The sequence below is a fragment of the Streptomyces sp. NPDC058534 genome, assembly GCF_042717365.1.
GTDB lineage: Bacteria > Actinomycetota > Actinomycetes > Streptomycetales > Streptomycetaceae > Streptomyces.
On sequence record NZ_JBHXNW010000060.1, the window covers coordinates 1 to 18,334 of the forward strand.

General features: G+C 72.2%; 18 protein-coding genes and 1 pseudogene. 7 read left to right on the forward strand and 12 right to left on the reverse strand.

Annotation, left to right across the window (positions count from 1 at the left end; genetic code table 11):
- Positions 1–62: 62 nt before the first annotated feature.
- The 8 genes and pseudogenes from ACFWR9_RS29980 to gdhA all read right to left on the reverse strand — a co-directional run bounded on the left by ACFWR9_RS29980 (position 63) and on the right by gdhA (position 6,243).
- Positions 63–659 (reverse strand): hypothetical protein, encoded by a 597-nt coding sequence (locus ACFWR9_RS29980; protein WP_383847305.1) that lies wholly within the window; start codon positions 657–659, stop codon positions 63–65.
- A gap of 1 nt (position 660) precedes the next feature.
- A complete protein-coding gene (locus ACFWR9_RS29985) occupies positions 661–1,269 on the reverse strand; it encodes a hypothetical protein (protein WP_383847307.1) in 609 nt (202 codons plus the stop codon).
- Positions 1,269–2,348, reverse strand: coding sequence for an RHS repeat domain-containing protein (locus tag ACFWR9_RS29990; protein ID WP_383847309.1), 1,080 nt, complete (start codon positions 2,346–2,348; stop codon positions 1,269–1,271). The genes ACFWR9_RS29985 and ACFWR9_RS29990 overlap by 1 nt, the downstream gene beginning before the upstream one ends.
- Before the next feature lie 37 nt (positions 2,349–2,385).
- Positions 2,386–2,751: pseudogene (locus tag ACFWR9_RS29995) on the reverse strand (WXG100 family type VII secretion target); the annotation flags it as partial.
- Positions 2,752–2,842: 91 nt separating this feature from the next.
- Positions 2,843–3,322 carry a hypothetical protein gene (locus tag ACFWR9_RS30000; protein WP_383847311.1) on the reverse strand — a complete coding sequence of 160 codons (480 nt, stop codon included), beginning with the start codon at positions 3,320–3,322 and terminating at the stop codon, positions 2,843–2,845.
- Positions 3,319–4,089 carry an SUKH-3 domain-containing protein gene (locus tag ACFWR9_RS30005; RefSeq protein ID WP_383847312.1) on the reverse strand — a complete coding sequence of 257 codons (771 nt, stop codon included), beginning with the start codon at positions 4,087–4,089 and terminating at the stop codon, positions 3,319–3,321. Before ACFWR9_RS30005 ends, ACFWR9_RS30000 begins: the two co-directional genes overlap by 4 nt.
- 45 nt (positions 4,090–4,134) lie before the next feature.
- Positions 4,135–4,782, reverse strand: a complete 648-nt coding sequence (locus ACFWR9_RS30010) for a hypothetical protein (RefSeq protein ID WP_383847314.1) — start codon at positions 4,780–4,782, stop codon at positions 4,135–4,137.
- A gap of 102 nt (positions 4,783–4,884) precedes the next feature.
- Complete coding sequence (gdhA, locus tag ACFWR9_RS30015) at positions 4,885–6,243, reverse strand: NADP-specific glutamate dehydrogenase (RefSeq protein WP_383847315.1); 1,359 nt, start codon at positions 6,241–6,243, stop codon at positions 4,885–4,887.
- A 384-nt stretch (positions 6,244–6,627) separates the two neighbouring features.
- On the opposite strand from gdhA, the gene ACFWR9_RS30020 reads away from it, so the two are divergent.
- The 3 genes from ACFWR9_RS30020 to ACFWR9_RS30030 all read left to right on the forward strand — a co-directional run bounded on the left by ACFWR9_RS30020 (position 6,628) and on the right by ACFWR9_RS30030 (position 9,121).
- Positions 6,628–7,059, forward strand: coding sequence for an ATP-binding protein (locus ACFWR9_RS30020; RefSeq protein WP_383847317.1), 432 nt, complete (start codon positions 6,628–6,630; stop codon positions 7,057–7,059).
- Between the two features lie 243 nt (positions 7,060–7,302).
- Positions 7,303–8,202, forward strand: a complete 900-nt coding sequence (locus ACFWR9_RS30025; RefSeq protein ID WP_383847319.1) for a helix-turn-helix domain-containing protein — start codon at positions 7,303–7,305, stop codon at positions 8,200–8,202.
- A 16-nt stretch (positions 8,203–8,218) separates the two neighbouring features.
- On the forward strand, positions 8,219–9,121 hold the full coding sequence (locus tag ACFWR9_RS30030; RefSeq protein WP_383847321.1) for a hypothetical protein: 903 nt from the start codon (positions 8,219–8,221) through the stop codon (positions 9,119–9,121).
- Between the two features lie 69 nt (positions 9,122–9,190).
- Here the strand turns inward: ACFWR9_RS30030 and ACFWR9_RS30035 are convergent, their stop codons facing one another.
- The gene (locus ACFWR9_RS30035; RefSeq protein WP_383847323.1) at positions 9,191–9,592 is read right to left on the reverse strand and encodes a VOC family protein; all 402 of its coding nucleotides are present in this window, start codon (positions 9,590–9,592) and stop codon (positions 9,191–9,193) included.
- Positions 9,593–9,694: 102 nt separating this feature from the next.
- Between ACFWR9_RS30035 and ACFWR9_RS30040 the strand changes: the two genes are divergently transcribed.
- The 3 genes from ACFWR9_RS30040 to ACFWR9_RS30050 all read left to right on the forward strand — a co-directional run bounded on the left by ACFWR9_RS30040 (position 9,695) and on the right by ACFWR9_RS30050 (position 13,752).
- Positions 9,695–10,705 (forward strand): helix-turn-helix transcriptional regulator, encoded by a 1,011-nt coding sequence (locus ACFWR9_RS30040; RefSeq protein ID WP_383847324.1) that lies wholly within the window; start codon positions 9,695–9,697, stop codon positions 10,703–10,705.
- 618 nt (positions 10,706–11,323) lie between these two features.
- The gene (locus ACFWR9_RS30045) at positions 11,324–12,271 is read left to right on the forward strand and encodes a LysR family transcriptional regulator (protein WP_383847326.1); all 948 of its coding nucleotides are present in this window, start codon (positions 11,324–11,326) and stop codon (positions 12,269–12,271) included.
- Positions 12,272–12,378: 107 nt separating this feature from the next.
- Complete coding sequence (locus ACFWR9_RS30050) at positions 12,379–13,752, forward strand: carbohydrate-binding protein (RefSeq protein ID WP_383847328.1); 1,374 nt, start codon at positions 12,379–12,381, stop codon at positions 13,750–13,752.
- Positions 13,753–13,839: 87 nt separating this feature from the next.
- Here the strand turns inward: ACFWR9_RS30050 and ACFWR9_RS30055 are convergent, their stop codons facing one another.
- From ACFWR9_RS30055 to ACFWR9_RS30065, 3 genes are all read right to left on the reverse strand, one after another.
- Positions 13,840–15,024: a hypothetical protein gene (locus ACFWR9_RS30055; RefSeq protein ID WP_383847330.1), complete on the reverse strand. Its 1,185-nt coding sequence runs from the start codon at positions 15,022–15,024 to the stop codon at positions 13,840–13,842.
- 142 nt (positions 15,025–15,166) lie between these two features.
- A complete protein-coding gene (locus ACFWR9_RS30060) occupies positions 15,167–15,799 on the reverse strand; it encodes a response regulator (protein WP_383847376.1) in 633 nt (210 codons plus the stop codon).
- Positions 15,799–17,088 carry a sensor histidine kinase gene (locus ACFWR9_RS30065; RefSeq protein WP_383847332.1) on the reverse strand — a complete coding sequence of 430 codons (1,290 nt, stop codon included), beginning with the start codon at positions 17,086–17,088 and terminating at the stop codon, positions 15,799–15,801. Before ACFWR9_RS30065 ends, ACFWR9_RS30060 begins: the two co-directional genes overlap by 1 nt.
- Before the next feature lie 171 nt (positions 17,089–17,259).
- Here ACFWR9_RS30065 and ACFWR9_RS30070 point away from each other — a divergent pair, with 171 nt between their 5' ends.
- A complete protein-coding gene (locus tag ACFWR9_RS30070; protein ID WP_383847333.1) occupies positions 17,260–18,006 on the forward strand; it encodes an ABC transporter ATP-binding protein in 747 nt (248 codons plus the stop codon).
- The last annotated feature ends 328 nt before the right edge of the window (positions 18,007–18,334 follow it).

Here is an 18,334-nt window from a genome sequence, read left to right on the forward strand (position 1 = left end):
AAACCTGGCCCGAAACCCTGCCGATCAACCACACATCTGATAATTAGCGATACTCGGCCTGTTTAAGCGAAAGCCCCAACAGTTGAAGACCCTTCGAGCACGCCGGGCGGATTGACGGCCTCGGTGGCCTCCGCCTCCCAGCCGGGGCGGTCCATGTCGAAGAGGACGACGGGCAGCGACCGGCCGAACACGTGCCGCAGGCAGCCGTCGTCGTGCAGGCTGCGGGCGGCGGCGGTACAGACGTCGTCGAACTCGCGCACGAGCCGATCGTCACGCTCCTCGTTCCCGTCCTCCTCCCCGCCCACGTCCTCCTCGTACCAGAGCCCCTCCGCCCTGGCCTCGGCCAGGTGGAGTGCGCTGCCGGTCCGGTCCTCGGGGACGTGGCCGACCCTCGCGAACCCCTCCAGCGGCCAGTACGCGTACTCCCAGGCGGCCGTTCCCTCGTGCGAGCACTCGTGGGCCAGCACCCGGCGGACCTCGTGCCGCGTGTTGTAGCCGACGGCCACGTAGGGGAACCGGGGGTCCTGGTCGACGTGGTCGACACGGAGGGACACGACGTAGATGTCGGGACGGAGCCCGGCCGGAAATGCTTCGACCAGGTGCCGCACGCCGCGGACGACGTGCTCCCGGAAGCCTGACGCGGCCGTTTCGGCGGGCATGTCAGAAGCTCCACGGATCGGGGTGGGGCTTGCGTGAACGGTCCTCCGACCAGATGAGGCGGGCTTCCAGGTCCGCGCCCAGGATCTCCCGGAGACGGTCGACGACCCACTGGTTCCACTGCACGGCTCCCGGGAACTCCGGCACCCGGAAGGCCGGCAGCCCGGCGGGCAGGGCATCGGGGAGGAAGACCGTCGACTTCATCTGGCCCGTGCCCCTCTTCGGCTTCGACGACCGGCGCCGATCGAGACAGTCGACGACGTTCTCCGCCAGGAACAGGAGGTAGTCGGAGTCCGCTTCCGGGTCGCTGCCCTCCGGGAAGACCGGAAGGTACCGCCCCGCCGTCGACATCTCGTCCGCGAGGAGCGTGGCGACACGGCGGCTGAACACGGGGGCTCCGGGATACGCGCAGGGAAACTCCGCCGGTCGCAGCCGAGGATTGCCGACCCATTCCGCGGTGAACGAGTCCGGCAGGTCCGCGCGGTCCCCGGTGCGCAGCCAGCGGATCAGCCTGCGGTGGGCGTGCTCCTCCAGGGACAGGGCCCGGAAGTCTCCCAGGCTCGGCATCAGGCGGTAGACCGCGAGCGGCCCACCGGGGCGGTCAGTCGTCATCACGCCGTCCAGACCGCACCGGGGCCCGGTGCACCGGTGGCGAGCTCACCCTCGACCTGGCGGCCGATGCCGCGCAGTTCCCGCCGGAGCTGGGCGCGGATGGCGCGGACGCCCATTCCCTGGTCCACCCCGTCCCGCACGACCTGTTCGAGGTGCTGGTTGACGCGGCGCAGGAAGGGTTCGCGGTGGGTGTAGTTGTGGGGGGACGGGTGACCCAGCGGAATTCCGTTGGCTGCGTCGTTGACATCGACTCCATACCTCTCCAGCAGTGCACGGCTGCGGGCTCCGGGTACCCAGTGGCCCGCGTTGCCTCCGGACGGAACGATATGCGCAGCGGCGTGGCCGCGCGGCGGTCGGCGTCCCTCACGCCTCATGTTCCTGCGCAGTCGCCGTGCGTTCTGCCGGCACATGAGTAGACCGAGGTAGTCGATCCAGAGCAGCGGGTTGAGGGTGTAGCGGTGCGGATGCGGGCCGGCCTCCGTCCCCAGGGGGTCGGGACTGATGTAGGCCGCCGTCACCGGGTCGTAGTGCCGGAAGTAGTTGTAGTGGAGGCCGGTCTCGGCGTCGAAGTACTGCCCGGGGAAGCGGAGCGGTGTGTACGCCCTGGCGTCCGCGTCGGGGGCGGTGACGCCCCAGAGCGTGGCCTTCGAGCACCACACGAGGTCGCCGTCTTCGGAGACGAGCTCGGTCGGCGTACCGACGAGATCGGTGACGACGGCGAAGAACCGTTCGTCGACGACTTCCTGAGGAGCGTGGGCCAGTGTGGTGCGTTCGGTCTGCGCGACGGGGCGCACGCTTTCGCGGTCCCAGGTGAGGGAGTGCTCCTCCGGGCCGTCGTGCGTGCGCGTGCTCTGCTCCACGAGGTGCGGGCCGTCCCAGGTGAAGCGGGTCTCCTCCGCCGGCGTCGTTCCGTCGGTGTCCATGCGCAGCTTCGCGACGCGGCGCCCGAGGGGGTCGTAGCGGTACCGCCACAGCGTCCCGTCGGGCGTGAGTACCGAGGTCAGGCGGTCCTCGGCGTCCCAGGTGTAGCGCCAGATGTCGGGTTTGCGGGAGAGCCGGGTTCTACGGCGCACGGTCACGCGGCCCGCCGCGTCGTACTCGTAGCGGACCGAACCGGCTCGTGAGACCCGGTGGCCCGAGTGTTCGCGCTGTGAGCGCCTTGTCGGCGAGGGCCTGGGCGCGCTCCAGCTTCGGCCAGAAGTCGGCGAGGGCGTCGCCGCACATCCCGTACGACTTCTCCAGCTTCTTCAAGTTCTTCGGAACGCCGGAGAACTCCTCCTTGAAGACCGTCGCCGACTTGCCCGCCCACTCCGTGAGCGTGCCCTCCCCCGCCATGCCCTTCACCAGACGCAACGCCTCCGACACGTCGTCCGCGAAGTCGTGCAACGTCTTGGCGAGCGTGCGTACGCGCTGCGGGTCGCCCGGGGTCGGGTCCTTGTCCAGGTCCAGGACATGCCAGTCACTCGGCCTGTGGCCCACCATCACGCAACCCCCGTCGACGCACGCACATCAGCAACAACCCGTATGCACACGTGAACTTACAAGGCACGGACGTTCGAAGAAAAGGCGGCCTTCACCGCCGGGAGCGGCGCCGGCGCAAGGCCTCACGTGCGTCGATGACCGCGTACGACGCCTTCAACCGCCAGGTCTCCAGCTTGCCCAGCACGGTCGACGCGACCTTCCACCCCTTGAGCCACAGAGGCAGTTGCCGGAACGGCACGAAGGTCATGGTGTCGTCTATGGCGTTCACGGCGATGCTCATGCGGCCGGGACCTGCCGCCCGCAGTACGGCGTACAGCTCCGGCGTCAACGCGCCGTTGAGCCGTGCCGCACTACCCACCGCGGTGTACGCGAATCCGCGCTGAGCGATGTCCGGCAACTGCACGGCCCGGACGATCCGAGGCGACGTCTCCTCCAGCGGGCAGTTGAAGGCCAGCCCGATCACCGCGGTCCCCAGGTGTCGCGCCCCACGTTCGAAGGCCGCGTCCCACTCGGTGGGGTCTTCGATACCGAGTAGGCCCTCGCCGGTTTCCCAGTTCAGCTCGGCTGTCACAACCGTGCGCGTCCTTTCAGCCTGTCGTGGGCCGGATCCTCTTGGTGATGTGCTGCATTGCCTGGTGCGGTGTGGCGGCCAGCAGCCTGACACTGTCCATGCCCTCGTACACCGCGCCGTCCTCCGCCATGGTCAGGTGCTGGTTGCGGCGGTCGCGCATGCCGATGCGAGAACTCCATCCACGGCATCGCGTCCCGCGGGTCGCGGTAGGGCACCCTCAGCGCACCGAATTCCGCCAGGAAGCGGCAGGCTGCGTCGTGGAGTTCGAAGCCGCCGGTCTCCAGCAGGATGTTCTCCCAGATGTCCAGGCGTCGCCAGAAAGCGTGGTCGACCGGTGGTCTTCCGCTCGGCTTCCAGAGGGCGGACGCGGTTACCTGCGCCTCCACCAGGCGGTCCAGGGACTGGTCCGTGGTCGGGGACAGTAACTCCGTCCGGTCGCGGAGCAGGTGGAGTGCTCCGTCCTCGCTGAGGCCCAGGAGGGCGGCGCCTGCGTCCGCCGCGCCCACGGGGTAGAGGGGCGTGCCCGCTTCGCGGCTCGCCCTCGCGAAACGTTCGTCCTGCCATGCTGCTGCCAGAGGGTCGAAGCGGATGGCCGAAGAGGTGGTGATCGTGTCGGCGGGCCAGCCGTACGTCACCAGGCCGCCGAACTCGGAGAGGAATCGGCGCGCGGCATCGTGGGGTACGAAGGCGCCGCTCTCGCGCAGGATCGACTCCCACGTGGCCGTCGGGACCGCGCGGCCTGGGCTCCAACCCGCTCTGCGCAGCACGGTCCCCGTCCGCGTCGACCATTGCCGTCTCACGCGGTGAGGGGCTCAGCCCACGAACCGGAACGAAGACGTGATCGCGTCGAAGATGTCGAAGAAGGAGTCCGCCAGGTCGAGGACATGGCTGCTGCCCGCCACCAGGGCGACCTTGCCCTCCTGGCCCGGGACCGGGATGTACGTCTGCATCAGGACCGCGCGGACGGTGCGGTTGAGGGCGTCTTCGGGGATCGGGATGTCTTCGATGCCCTGGGTGCGGGCGGCCGGGCCCACGCCGGGGATGTCGACGGTCGTCACCTTGCGCCAGGAGTCGCCGGGCTTCCTCGCCTCCTTCACGGCGAGTTGGCCGGCGATGGCGGCAGGGTCGGTGGGGAGCGGGTCGCCGGAAGAGGTGCGGCCGCCGATCAGGGAGACCGTCACCGAGCCCGTGATCGGGGTGTCGCCGCCGAAGCTCTCCGCCATGCAGCCGCAGTACAGGGCGCCCGACTTCCACGCGTCGGACGCCGCCTTCTGGAGGAAGGTGATGTACGCGGAGCGGGAGTCGGCCAGCTCCGGGTGCCGGCGGATACGGTCGTCGACCATGCGGCGGATCGAGTCGTCCCGGGATTCCGGGCGTACGTCGAACTCCCACCAGGACTCCGGCACCTTGATGCGGAATCCACCGCGCTCGACCGTCAGTGCCTCCGTGTAACCCGCCATGGAGTGCCCGGCCTCCCCGCGTGTCGCTCGGTCAGTCGATCAGTCGATCGGTCGGTCGGTCACTTGATCGACGGTGCCGACATGGTCTCACTGATCGAGCGCTCAGATGACGCCCTGCGCGAGCATCGCGTCCGCCACCCGTTCGAAGCCCGCGATGTTCGCGCCGGTGACGTAGTCGCCGGGGGCGTCGTAGCGGGTGGCGGTTTGGTGGCAGGTGGTGTGGATGTTGGTCATGATGCCCGCCAGTTCCTCCTCGACCCGCGCCGCCGTCCAGGACGTACGGGCGTGGTTCTGGGCCATCTCCAGGGCGCTGACCGCGACGCCGCCCGCGTTGGCCGCCTTGCCGGGGCCGAAGGCGACGCCGGCGCGCTGGAGGAGGTGGACGGCGTCCGGGGTGGTCGGCATGTTGGCGCCCTCGGAGACCGCCTTCACGCCGTTGCGGATCAGAGCCGTCGCGCCCCCGGCGTCGAGTTCGTTCTGTGTGGCCGATGGGAGGGCGACGTCCGCCGGGACGTCCCAGACGTTGCCGCCGGGGACGAAGCGGGCCGAGGCGCCACGGCGCTCGGCGTACGTGCCGACGCGGCCGCGTTCGACCTCCTTGACCTGCTTGAGCAGGGCCACGTCGATGCCCTTCTCGTCGACCACGTAGCCGGAGGAGTCCGAGCAGGTGACCGGGTTGGCGCCCAGGGCGGTCAGCTTCTCGATGGTGTAGATCGCGACGTTGCCCGAGCCCGACACGACTGTCGTCTGGCCTTCCAGGTCCTCGCCGCGCTCTCGCAGCATCGCCGCCGCGAACAGCACGTTGCCGTAGCCCGTCGCCTCCGGGCGGATCAGCGAGCCGCCCCAGCCCGCGCCCTTGCCGGTGAGGACGCCGGACTCCCAGCGGTTGGTGATGCGGCGGTACTGGCCGAAGAGGTAGCCGATCTCGCGGCCGCCCACGCCGATGTCGCCGGCCGGTACGTCCGTGTGCTCGCCGATGTGCCGGTACAGCTCCGTCATGAACGACTGGCAGAACCGCATGACCTCCGCGTCGCTGCGCCCGCGCGGGTCGAAGTCGCTGCCGCCCTTGCCGCCGCCGATGCCCAGGCCGGTCAGGGCGTTCTTGAAGATCTGCTCGAAGCCCAGGAACTTGATGACGCCCAGGTTCACGGAGGGGTGGAAGCGCAGACCGCCCTTGTACGGGCCCAGCGCGCTGTTGAACTCGACGCGGAAGCCCCGGTTCACGTGGACCCGGCCCCTGTCGTCCTGCCACGGGACCCGGAAGACGACCTGCCGCTCCGGCTCCACCAGCCGCTCCACCAGGCCCGGCTCGGCGTACTCGGGGCGGGCCGCGAGTACCGGCGCGAGCGTCTCCAGGACCTCGCGGGCCGCCTGGTGGAACTCGGGCTGGGCCGGGTTGCGGTGCTCGATCTCCGTGAGGAGGCGGGCGAGCGTGGTCTGCGTGTCGGGTCGCGTCGTCACGTAGGACCTTTCTGGCATGGGTGGCACCGGTCCGGGTCAGTGTTACGTGCAGGTAAACGTCCTGGCCAGCACCCGGCCACGGTATGAGACGAAGCCCTCCCCGGTCGTCACGCCTCGCCGCCGCCACTGTCACTGTGAGGCGTCAGAGGAGCATCGTCCCGGTGCCGCCCAGGGCCAGGCCCGCCACCAGGCAGCAGGTGCCCACCCGCAGGCAGCGGTACTTCGCGGCGAGGATGTGGTTGATGTCGACCAGTGTGCTCCCAGCGCCCTACCCGCACGCACCGCCCCGACAGCACCGACACCGCTGGACAACCACCGGACGGTCACTGTACGTACTCGCTGAGTCACTTCTCACGGTACGCACACACCACCACGCTGAGTGATGTGAACCAGAAATCCGCCGAACTCACGACCTCCGTCCGCAACTTCAGCGTGCAGCTCTCCCCCACGCCACGCGGCGCCCGCCTCGCCCGCCTGCTCGCGACCGAACAGCTCCGCTCCTGGGAACTGCCCCTGGACCCGGCACGCCACCTCGTCGCCGAACTGGCCAACAACGCGAGCGCCCACGGACGCGTCCCCGGCCGCGATTTCCGGCTCACCCTCTACGTCGTCGGCGACACCCTCCGCATCGAGGTCGCCGACACCCGAGGACAGGAGCTGCCCCACCCCCAAACGCCCGCCTCCGACGCTGAATCCGGCCGTGGCCCGCTGCTCGTCGAGGCGTTGGCGGACCGCTGGGGAGTAGCCGAGGGCCGCTACCCGCGCAAGACCGTCTGGGCGGAACTGAGCTTCACACCACCGCAACCCACGTTCTGAGGTTGCGGTGACGTCGGTGCCCTACCAATAGAAAGAACTTGGGGAGAAAACACCCCACCAAGCCCCACCCCTCCCGCCCGAGGCGTGCCGTCACTCGGGCGGGTGAACATCACCGACTCAGCTGGATTTCCCAGCCCCCGACACCCCTACGCTCAGCGCACACAACCGCAAAAAGACTTCGGCCCCCGCCGGGAGTGCAATCCCAGTGCGAGGGCCTACCACCAAGGAAGAGAGACCTTCCCAATGGGTACCCAAGACCCTAGCGCGCCCTCGCGCGCCCAGTCAGCCCCTGCTGACAATCCGACCCGTTCGCGTCGCCACGGCAGCGGCGTCATCCACGAGAACACGCGCCACACCACCCGCTTCGTGGTGATCGGCAACCACCTGGTCCAGCACCCCGAGCTGTCGCTGCTCGCGATCGGTCTCGGCTGCCACATCCAGTCGCTGCCCACCGGCGCGGGCGCCGACATCAAGTCGCTCACCGCCCGCTTCACGGAGGGCCCCACCCGAATCGCCGCCGCGCTGCGCGAGCTGGAGGCGCACGGCTACCTGCGCCGGGAACGCGTACGCACCTCCACCGGCCGCATCGTCACCCGCACGGTCTCCTGCAACCAGCCGAAGCACCGGCGCGAGGCAGCCGAGGCCAGGTGCCCCGACCTGCCCGCCCGCCCGGCAGTGGAGCGCGCCTCCCAGTCCCGGCCGCCGCGCGGCACGGGCGTCCGCAAGGCGCTCCCCGCCGTACCGCAGCCGAGCAACAAGGCCCCCGCGCTCCTCCAGGCCGCCACCGATCTCCTCGCCGACCTGCGACGACACGACTCCCGGCTGCTGCTCTCCGCCGCCGACACGGCCCACCTGGCGCCCGGTGTCGCCGCCTGGCTGGAGCGGGACATCCGCTCCACAGCCGTACGCCACGCCCTGACCACCGGCCTGCCCGACGAGCCGCTACGCCGCCCGGCCGCCCTCCTGGCCCACCGGCTCGCCGACCAGTTGCCGCCTCCGGCGCCGTTCCGCGCGCCGGTGGCCGCCCCACCGCCACCGCGACACCCGCTGCGGAACTGCGAGGGCTGCGACCGAGCCTTCCGCGCCGCCGAGCCGGAAATGCTCTGCCGCGAGTGCCGACCCGCATCCGCCACTCACCCCTGATCCAGCAAGGAAACCCATGGTCAGCCCACCCCACGAGGCGATGCACCGCATCTTCCAGCACGACCCGGGACTCTTCAGCCGCGTCTCGCGCTTCCTCGGGATCGACCTCCCCAAGCCCATCGGAGCGACCGCTCTACCGACCGACCTCACCGAGGCCAGTCCCGTCGAACGCCGCGTGGACACGCTCCTGCGCTTCGAGACGGCAGAGCACGGCGCGTTCCTCCTGGCCGTCGAAGCCCAGGGCAAGAAGGACCCGGACAAGCCCGCGAGCTGGGCGTACTACGTCTCGTATCTGTGGACGAAGTACCGGCTGCCCACAGCGCTCCTGGTCGTCTGCCAGGACCACGTCACCGCAAAATGGGCCCAGCAACCGGTAAGCAGCGGACCGGCCCAGCTACCCACCCTCACCCTGCGCCCCCTGGTCGCCGGCCCGCACAACATGCCAGTGATCACCGATCCGGACGAGGCTCGTGCAGACCTGGTCCTGGCCAGTCTGGCGGCCATCACGCACGCTGCGGAACCGGTCGTCAATGCGATACTGAAGGCCCTGTCCACCGCTCTGCGGGACGCGCCCCAAGACGTCGCGGACCCCATCGTCGAATTCACCGCACATGGACTGGGCAACCGCCCGGCCAAGCACCTCTGGAGGAACCTGGTGGCCGCGGACCTCTCCTTCTACAAGTCCTACATCTCCGAAGAAATCCGCGACGAAGGCCGCGAACAGGGGCGCGTGCAAGGGGAGACGCGCCGCGCCGCCGAGGACGTCCTGCTGGTCCTGGAGCAGCGCGGCCTCGACATCTCCGACGACACCCGCACCCGCATCACGGAATGCGGTGACCCCGAGACCCTCCGCCGCTGGCTCCGGCGTGCCGTCACCGTCCACTCCACCGACGAGGTCTTCACGGACGAGGAGCCCTGAGGCGGGCTTCGTTGACACAGGTCCGGACCACCCTCTCGCCCCCGCCCCTCCAAAGTGCGCCGGTCCGCTTCACGCCACCGTAGACACGCAGAACGGATGCCCCGCCGGGTCCAGCAGCACGCGCCACCGGTCCGGCGCGGGCTGGTAGTCGGGCTTCATGGCTCCCAGGGAGAGCAGGCGGGTCTCGGCCGCGTCCAGGTCGTCGACGCCGAGGTCGATGTGGGCCTGCTTCTCCTGGGCGGGGTCCGGCCAGGTGGGGCGGCGGTAGTCGGCCAGGCGGTTGAAGCCCAGGCCGGCCGCGCCGTCCTGCTGGCCGAGCAGGACGAAGTCGTCGGTGGAGAAGACGACGGGCAGGCCGAGGGCCTCGCAGTAGAAGCGGGCCAGTTCGGCGGGGTCGGGGCAGTCGAAGGTGACGGCCGAGTAGCGGAACGCGAGTGCCGCGGTGTTCCCCGTAGGGGTCGTGGTGGTCATGGGGGAGACGGTAGGACGTGACCAGGACAGATTCGGTCCTGGTCACCACCGGCCCAGTGGAAGACGGTCTGTGGAAGACGGTCTGTGGAAGACTCCGGCAGCGTGCTCAGTACTTCCGCCAGGCTGCTGCGGCTTGTCTCCCTGCTCGCCGTCCGCCCCGCGTGGACCTGCGGTGAACTGGCGGAGCGGATCGAGGTCACCGAGCGCACGGTGCGCCGGGACATCGCCAGGCTCCGGGAACTCGGTTACGCCATCGAGTCCGACCCGGGCCCGTGGGGCGGTTACCGACTGCGCCCCGGAACACGTACGCCCCCGCTGATCCTCGACGACGAGGAGGCCCTCGCAGTGGCCGTCGGGCTGCGGGAGGCCGCGCTCAGCGGGGCGCTCGGCGGGGACCAGGCGGCCCTGTCCGCGCTGCTGAAGCTGCGGCAGGTGCTGCCGCGGCGGGTCGCGGACCGGCTGGGTGACATGGACGCCGCCTTCGTGCAGACCCCCAGGGCGGGCGAGCCGCAGATTGCGCCCGGCATGCTGCTGGAGCTGGCCGCAGCCTGCCGGCGGGCCGAGCGCGCCCGGATGGCATACCGCGACTGGGAGGGGCGGGCCAGTGTCCGGGACGTCGATCCCTACCGCCTCGTCCACACCGGGCGGCGCTGGTATTTCGTGGCGCGGGACGTCGAGCGGGGCGAGTGGCGGACCTTCCGGGCCGACCGGGTCGAGCGGTTGCAACCCACGGGCAGGCCGGTGGAACTCACCGACCCGCCACCCGACCCCGCGCTGCTCGTCTCCCGCTCCGTCGCCACCGGGCCGTATCCGCTGCGGGCGACGGTCCGGATCGCGGTGCCGATGGAGCAGGCGTTGCGGCTCATCCCGGCGACCGTCGGCAGCCACCGCGCCGAGGGACCCGACGCCACGGTCGTCGAGGTCGGCGGCCCTGACGCCGAGGGTCTCGCCCGGTACCTCCTCGGGCTTGGGTCCCCCCTGCGCGTACTCGCACCGGGCTCCGTACGGGAGGCCCTGCTGCGCCGTATGCGCGCACTGATCGACGAGAACACGGATAGGCCGAACAAGGCGAGCAAGGCAGACAAGGAGCCCGAGCAGACATGCGGATCCTGACGTTCCCGGAGGCGGAGACCCCCGCTCCGCTGCGCGACCATGTGCTGGAGCTCCAGGCGGAAGCATGGCCGGAGCCGGGACCCGGCCCGGTGGCGGGGCTCACGCACGACCCGGCCCTGTCGCCCTTGTCGGTGCTGCTGGTGGACGGCGGGCGCGTGCTGGCGGCGCTCGACATCCTTTTCAAGGAGCTCGACCACGGCGGGCACCGCTACGCGGCCGGTGGACTGAGTACCGTCGTCACGCGCGAGTCGGCCCGCGGCCGAGGGCATGGGCGGCACCTCGTGACGGCGGCCCGGCGGGCGATGGGCGGACGGCGGCTCGATGTCGGGCTGTTCACCTGCGACCGTCCGCTCCGGTCGTTCTACGAGGGGGCGGGCGGGCACGCCCTGCCCGGGACCGTGCTCGTCGGCGGGACGCCGGCGGACCCGTTCCCCAGCGACCGGCCCGGCTTCGACAAGGTGACCATGGCCCGATTCTTCTCCGAGGCCGCCACGGGGGCTCGCGCGTCGTTCGAGCACGCCCGCGTCGGGCTCTACCCCGGACACGTCGACAAACTCTGGCGACACAGGTCCGGACCAACGTCTTGCCCCCGCCCCTCCCACGTCGCAAGCTCCCCTCATGGAGCTGGAGTTGCGGCATCTCAGGACGGTCCGGGCCATCGCCGACGCCGGCAGTCTCACCAGGGCGGCGACGGCGCTCGGGCTCGCGCAGCCCGCGTTGAGCGCACAGCTGAAGCGGATCGAACGGGCGCTGGGCGGGGCGTTGTTCGTCCGGGGACGGCACGGGGTGCGGGCGACCGCGCTGGGGGAGCTGGTGCTGGAGCGCAGCCGGATCGTGCTGCCCGCGGTGACCGAGCTGCAGCAGGAGGCGGCCCGGTTCGCGCGGGCCCCGCGGACCGCCCGGCACCTCCGGCTGGGCGGCACCCACGGGCCGCTCCTCGGCGCCCTGGTGGACCGGCTCGCCGACGTGGCACCGGACGCCCGGATGACGACGTGCACCTCCTGGTCGGAGCGGGAGCTGGCCGAGCAACTGGCCGACGGGCGGCTCGACTTCGCGCTAGCCGGGACCTGCGGATCGGCTGCCCCGCCCGGCTCGGAGGGGCTGGTCTGGCGGGAGGTCGCCGTCGACCCGGTGTTCGTGATGATGCCCGGCGGCCACCCGCTCGCCGGCCGGCCGGAGGTGGACCTGACCGAGCTGGCGGGCGAGGAGTGGGCCTGCGTACCCGGCGACGGCTGCTTCGGCGACTGCTTCACCGCGTCGTGCGCCCGCGCCGGGTTCACCCCGCGCCGCATGTACGAGACCGACACCGCGTCCCTCGTGCACCTGGTGCAGGTGGGGCGGGCGGTGGGCCTGTGCCGGGCGACCTTCCCGACCACGCCCGGCATCGTCACCCGGCCGCTCACCGGCACCCCGCTGGCCTGGCGGCACCTGCTCGGTTGGCACGGTGTGTCGCAGCTCCCGGACCTCGCCGCCACCGTCCTCGCCCAGGCACGCATCGCGCACGCGGGCGTGGCGGCGGGCAGCGACAGCTACACCGAGTGGATGGCGGCGCACCGCGTACCGTGACGGCGCTTTCCATAACGCCGGGGAGAGGGCCGGCCGACGTCTTATGAACACCGGTCGTCCCTCCCTACGGTTTCGGCACCTCCCCACCGAGACCGAGGAGATCCCCCATGCCCCACCGACACCGACACACCAGATCCGTGGGTGCCGCCGTCGCCGCGACGGCCGCCCTGCTCGTGGCCGGGCTCAGCGGCTCCGCGAGCGCCGGGACGGCACCCTCCCCCGCCGCGCCCACGGCCGCCGAGGCCCTGCGCGCCGACGCCGCCCCGCCCGCCCTGCTCCGGGCCATGGAGCGCGACCTCGGTCTCGACCGGGAGCAGGCCGAACGCCGGCTCGTCAACGAGGCCGAGGCCGGCGCCGTCGCGGGCCGGCTGCGGGCCGACCTCGGCGGCGACTTCGCGGGCGCCTGGGTGCGGGGTGCCGAGTCCGGCACGCTGACCGTGGCGACGACGGACGCGGCCGACGTGGCGGCGATCGAGGCGCGGGGTGCGGTGGCCGAGGTCGTACGGCACTCGCTCGCCGACCTGGACGCGGCCAAGTCCCGGCTGGACCGGACGGCCGGTCACCGGGACACCACCGACGCGCCGGTCCGGTACGTCGACGTACGCACGAACACGGTCACCGTGCAGGCCGTACGCCCGGCCGCGGCCCGCGCCCTCCTCGACGCGGCCGGGGTCGGCGCCGGGCTCGCGCGCGTCGAGAAGTCGGCCGAGCGGCCCCGCCCGCTGTACGACCTGCGGGGCGGTGAGGCGTACTACATCAACAGCAGCGGACGCTGCTCGATCGGCTTCCCCGTCACCAAGGGCACCCAGCAGGGCTTCGCCACCGCCGGTCACTGCGGCCGGGCCGGCGCGAGCACGAGCGGCGCCAACCGGGTGGCGCAGGGCACCTTCCAGGGGTCGGTCTTCCCCGGCCGTGACATGGCCTGGGTGGCCACCAACTCCAGCTGGACGGCGACGCCTTACGTCAACGGCGCCGGCGGTCAGAACGTACAGGTCGCCGGGTCCACGCAGGCCCCGGTCGGCGCGTCCGTGTGCCGCTCCGGTTCCACCACCGGCTGGCACTGCGGCACCATCCAGCAGCACAACACCAGCGTGACCTACCCCGAGGGCACCATCAGCGGCGTCACCCGCACCACGGTGTGCGCCGAGCCCGGCGACTCTGGCGGCTCGTACATATCCGGCAGCCAGGCGCAGGGGGTCACCTCGGGCGGTTCGGGCAACTGCAGCAGCGGCGGTACGACGTTCTTCCAGCCGATCAACCCGCTGCTCCAGAACTACGGCCTCACCCTGAAGACGACCGGTGACGGCGGCGAGGACCCGGGCGAGCCCGGAGAGCCGGGCGGCACCTGGGCGGCCGGCACCGTCTACCAGGCGGGCGACTCGGTGACGTACGGCGGCGCCACCTACCGCTGCCTCCAGGGCCACCAGGCCCAGCAGGGCTGGGAGCCGTCGAACGTACCGGCGTTGTGGCAGCGGGTGTGATCGGCTGAGAGCCCCACGGGGGACGACGGGGGCGGGCCCGGGTGCGCGCAGGGAGAGCGCACCCGGGCCCGGTCACGCCGCCGGGCGTCAGGTGCGGGTGACCTTGCCGCAGGACCCGTCCGGTGTGAGGGGCTCGGTGCGGTCGTACGGGTCGATCGCGGGCCCGGTGGGCCGCTCGCCGTCGGGGCCGTCGTCGGCGAACCCGGGGTGCAGGTAGCCGTCGTGGACGTCGCAGTTGGTGTTGTTGTGCTCGGCGAAGTACTTCTCCAGCACCAGCTTGCCCTCGGTCACGTCCCAGGCGGCCGGGTCGTTGAGCGTCAGGGTCAGTTCGCGGCGGACGATGGTGCGGGCCACCGGGCCGTCGGGGTCGTCGGTCCGCACCAGCGGGTAGACGAAGGTGTAGTCGGCGTCGACCTTCACTTCGCCGGGCTCCCCGGCGGCGAGCGTCATCCGGCCGCGGACCTTGACCACGTCGCCGGCCAGGCGGGTCTCGGCCGGGTCGAAGCGGGTGAAGAGCAGGAGCGGGTCGTGCTCCTCGTCCGGTTCCCGCAGGGAGCGGCGCAGGTCGGGCAGCAGCTTCGGCTGCTTCGGGTCGAGGACGGCCAGCGCCTTGTCCGGCTGCTCGCCGCGCAGTACACCGGGGTCCAGGTTGGCGGCGACCAGGAGGTCCTTGGTGCGGCGCAGCGCGAACGCCACGTCGTCCTCGCTCAGGCCGGAGAGCGCCTTCGCCTCCGGTACCTCGATGGCGTCGGCGCCCTCGGCCCACTGTTCGGCGGGCGAGTCGCGGAAGGGGTGCTCGCGGGTGGCCCGTCCGGTGTCCGCGGGGCCCCCGGGGGCGCCGGTCGGCCGGGCGGTCTCGGCCGCCAACGGCTGTCCGGAGCCGTCGCCGCCGTCGTCGTCCGGCCACACCAGCGAGGGCCGTACGGCGACGACCGCGAGCGCCGCCAGGACCAGCACGCCGACGACCGCGCCCACCCGCCGCTTCCGGGAGGCGCCCGCCGACGGCGCCGGGCCCGTGCGCCATCCCGGCGGGGGCGGCGGCCCCTGGTCCTTCCGCTTCCCGCCACGGCCGCCGGTGGCGTCGGCGCGCCGGGCCGCCTCGTCCTCCTCCCGCAGCCGCCGGGCCACCATCCGGGCGCGCGCGGAGGGCTCCTTGGGCGCGGAGGTGCCGCCGCCTTCGGCGGCCTCCCGCAGGAACGACTCCAGTTGCTCGTCGGAGAGAGAGGAGTCCGGGTCGTCGTCGGAACGGTCGGGGGGCGGGACGGTACTCACGGACTCACTTTCCGGTGAGGGGCGGCACAGGCCGGCGGGCACTTCCGGCGATCAATCCTGCCGTTCGGTGGAGGAGAAGTGCAGGGATGCGAGGGCTTCGTGACCCAATCACAACCCCTCCCCGGGCAGGCGAACGGCCGTCTCACGCCCGCAGATACGCCAGGACCGCCAGCACCCTGCGATGGGTCTCGGTCGCCGGAGGCAGGTCGAGCTTGGTGAGGATGCTGCCGATGTGCTTGCCCACCGCCGCCTCGGAGACGACGAGTTGGCGGGCGACCGCGGCGTTGGACCTGCCCTCCGCGACCAGCGCGAGCACCTCCCGCTCACGGGGGGTGAGCCGCTCCAGCGGGTCCCTGCGGCGGCGCAGCAACTGGCGTACCACCTCCGGGTCGACGACCGTGCCGCCGTCCGCGACCTCGGTCAGCGCCTCGACGAACTCCTCGACCTGGCCGACGCGGTCCTTGAGCAGGTAGCCGACGCCCGTTCCGTCACCGGAGTCCAGCAGCTCGGCGGCGTAGGTCCGCTGCACGTACTGGCTGAGGACGAGGACGGGCAGGCCCGGGCGCCGCTCGCGCAGCCGTACCGCCGCGTGCAGGCCCTCGTCCTGGAAGCCGGGCGGCATGCGGACGTCGGTGACCACGACGTCCGGGGTGTGCTCCGCCACCGCCGCGACCAGCGCCTCCGCGTCCCCGACGGCGGCCACCACCTCGTGCCCGCAGCGGGCGAGCAGGCCGGTCAGCCCGTCCCGCAGCAGCACGCTGTCCTCGGCCAGCACTACGCGAAGCGTTCGGTCCACTCGCAAGGAATCTCCACGCGCAACAGGGTCGGCCCGCCCGGCGGGCTGGACACGGAGAGTCTGCCATCCAGGACGGACACCCGGTCGGCGAGTCCGGTCAGCCCGCTGCCCGCCCCGGCGTCGGCGCCGCCCCGGCCGTCGTCGCGGATCTCCAGGAACAGCCGTCCGTCGAGGTGCCCGCCGGTCACCTCCGCGCGGCCGGCACCGCTGTGTCTGCCGACGTTGGCGAGGGCCTCGCGGACCACGAAGTAGGCGGCGGCCTCCACCGCCTGGGGCAGCCGCCCGGCCAGCTCCAGGGTGACGTCGACGGGGACGGCGGACCGGTCGGCGGCGTCGGCGACGGCGGCCTCCAGGCCGTAGTCGGCGAGGACCTTGGGGTGGATGCCGTGGATCAGCTCACGCAGTTCCTCCAGCGCCCTGCCCGCCTCGCCGTGCGCCTTGGCGAGCTGGTCGGCCAGCGGGCCGGGCGGCGCGTCCAGCCGGGCCAGGCCGAGGGCCATCGTCAGGGCGACCAGACGCTGCTGCGCCCCGTCGTGCAGATCGCGCTCGATGCGGCGCCGCTCCGACTCGAACGCGTCCACCAACCGCACGCGTGAGCGGGTCAGTTCGACGACCCTGGCGCCCAGGTCACCGTCGCGCGGGGCGATCAGGACACGGGTCAGCTCGGCCCGCGCACCGGCCGCCAGACCCAGCGCGTAGCCGCCCAGGGCGAGGAGCAGCAGGCCCAGCAGCGCGGCGCCGAACGCGGTCGGCCAGGTGGTGACCGTCCACGTCTTGAGCACCTTCGCCTCCTCGCCGCCGCCGACGGTGGCCATCAGCAGCGGGGTGGCGACCATGGACAGCGGCGTGGCCAGGGCGGCGGTGACGACCACGGCGTCCACCGGCCAGAGCAGACCGGCGAACAGCAGGGCGTGGCCCAGCTCCCGCCAGGTCGCCCGCTCCCGCAGCCGGGTGGTCAGCCAGGGCCACAGCCCCGGGACGGCCGGCCGCCGGTGCCGGCCCGGGGCGGGGTCGCGGTCGACGAGGCGCAGCCGGTACCGCTCCAGGTGGGCGACGGGTATGCCCGCGAGGGCGGTGAGGACCAGCAGCGGCAGGCCCACCACGACGACGGCGAGGACACCGCCGACGGCAGCGGCGGCCACGAGCCCCACCAGGGTCACGGCACCGGCCACCGCCCCGGTCGCCAGGTGGGCGACCGCGCGCCACGGCCACGCCGACAGCAGGTAGCCGGGGCCGGACATGGCCTGCCACACGTTCCGAGGGTGCATGCGGGTCACCGTAGAACTCCCGCCCGCGGCCGGACCATCGGCCCAGGGGGCCCTTTGGGGGTATGGCCCGCCCTACCCCGCCTCTCGCCTCCGCCTCACTGCGCCGGAGGGGTCGCGGACGGTTTCGTGGAGTCACCGACGCAGAAGCCGACGAAGGTTGAGTGGGGACACATGAACAACAGCACGGTCCACGCGGTCCGGTTGCGGTCCGTCAGCAGACGGTACGAGGCGGGCGACAACACCGTGACGGTCCTCGACGAGGTCTCCCTGGCCTTCCCCAGGGGTACCTTCACCGCCGTCATGGGCCCCTCCGGCTCGGGCAAGTCGACCCTCCTGCAGTGCGCCGCCGGCCTGGACCGGCCCACATCGGGGTCGGTCGTCGTCGGGGACACCGAGCTGACCCGGCTGAGCGAGACCAGGCTGACGCTGCTGCGCCGCGAGCGCATCGGCTTCGTCTTCCAGGCGTTCAACCTGCTGCCGTCGCTGACCGCCGAGCAGAACGTGGCGCTGCCGCTCCGTCTGGCCGGTCGCCGGCCCGGCCGTGGGCAAGTGCGTGAGGTGCTGCGGCAGGTGGGGCTCGGCGACCGCGCTCGGCACCGGCCCACGGAGCTGTCGGGCGGCCAGCAGCAGCGCGTCGCCCTGGCCCGCGCCCTGATCACCCGCCCCGAGGTGCTGTTCGGCGACGAGCCGACCGGCGCCCTGGACTCGCGGACCGGCCACGAGGTACTGACCCTGCTGCGCGGCATGGTCGACGGCGCGGGCCAGACCGTCGTCATGGTCACCCACGACCCGGTCGCCGCCTCCCACGCCGACCGCGTGGTCTTCCTCGTCGACGGCCGCGTCAACGGCGAACTGACCGGGGCGGGCGCCGACGACATCGCCGCCCGCATGACCCGGCTGGAGGCCGTGCCGTGCTGAGTGTCGCCGTGCTCGCCCCCATGGGACCGACCCTCGCCTCGCCGCCGGCCGCACCCCACCAAGATGCGGAACGGCTCGCCCACGTCCACGGCCAACCGACCACTGCGTACGCCGAATCCATCGGCCCCCTCATGACCCGGCCGGAGGCCCTCCCATGCTGAGTGTCGCCCTGCGCACCCTGCGCACGCGCTGGGTCACCTTCCTCGGCAGCTTCGTCGCGCTGTCGCTGGGTGTCGCCCTGCTCACCGTGACGGGACTGGCCCTCGCCTCGTCGCCGGCCGCACCCGACCGGGAGCCGGAGCGGTTCGCCGCGGCGCCGGTCGTGGAG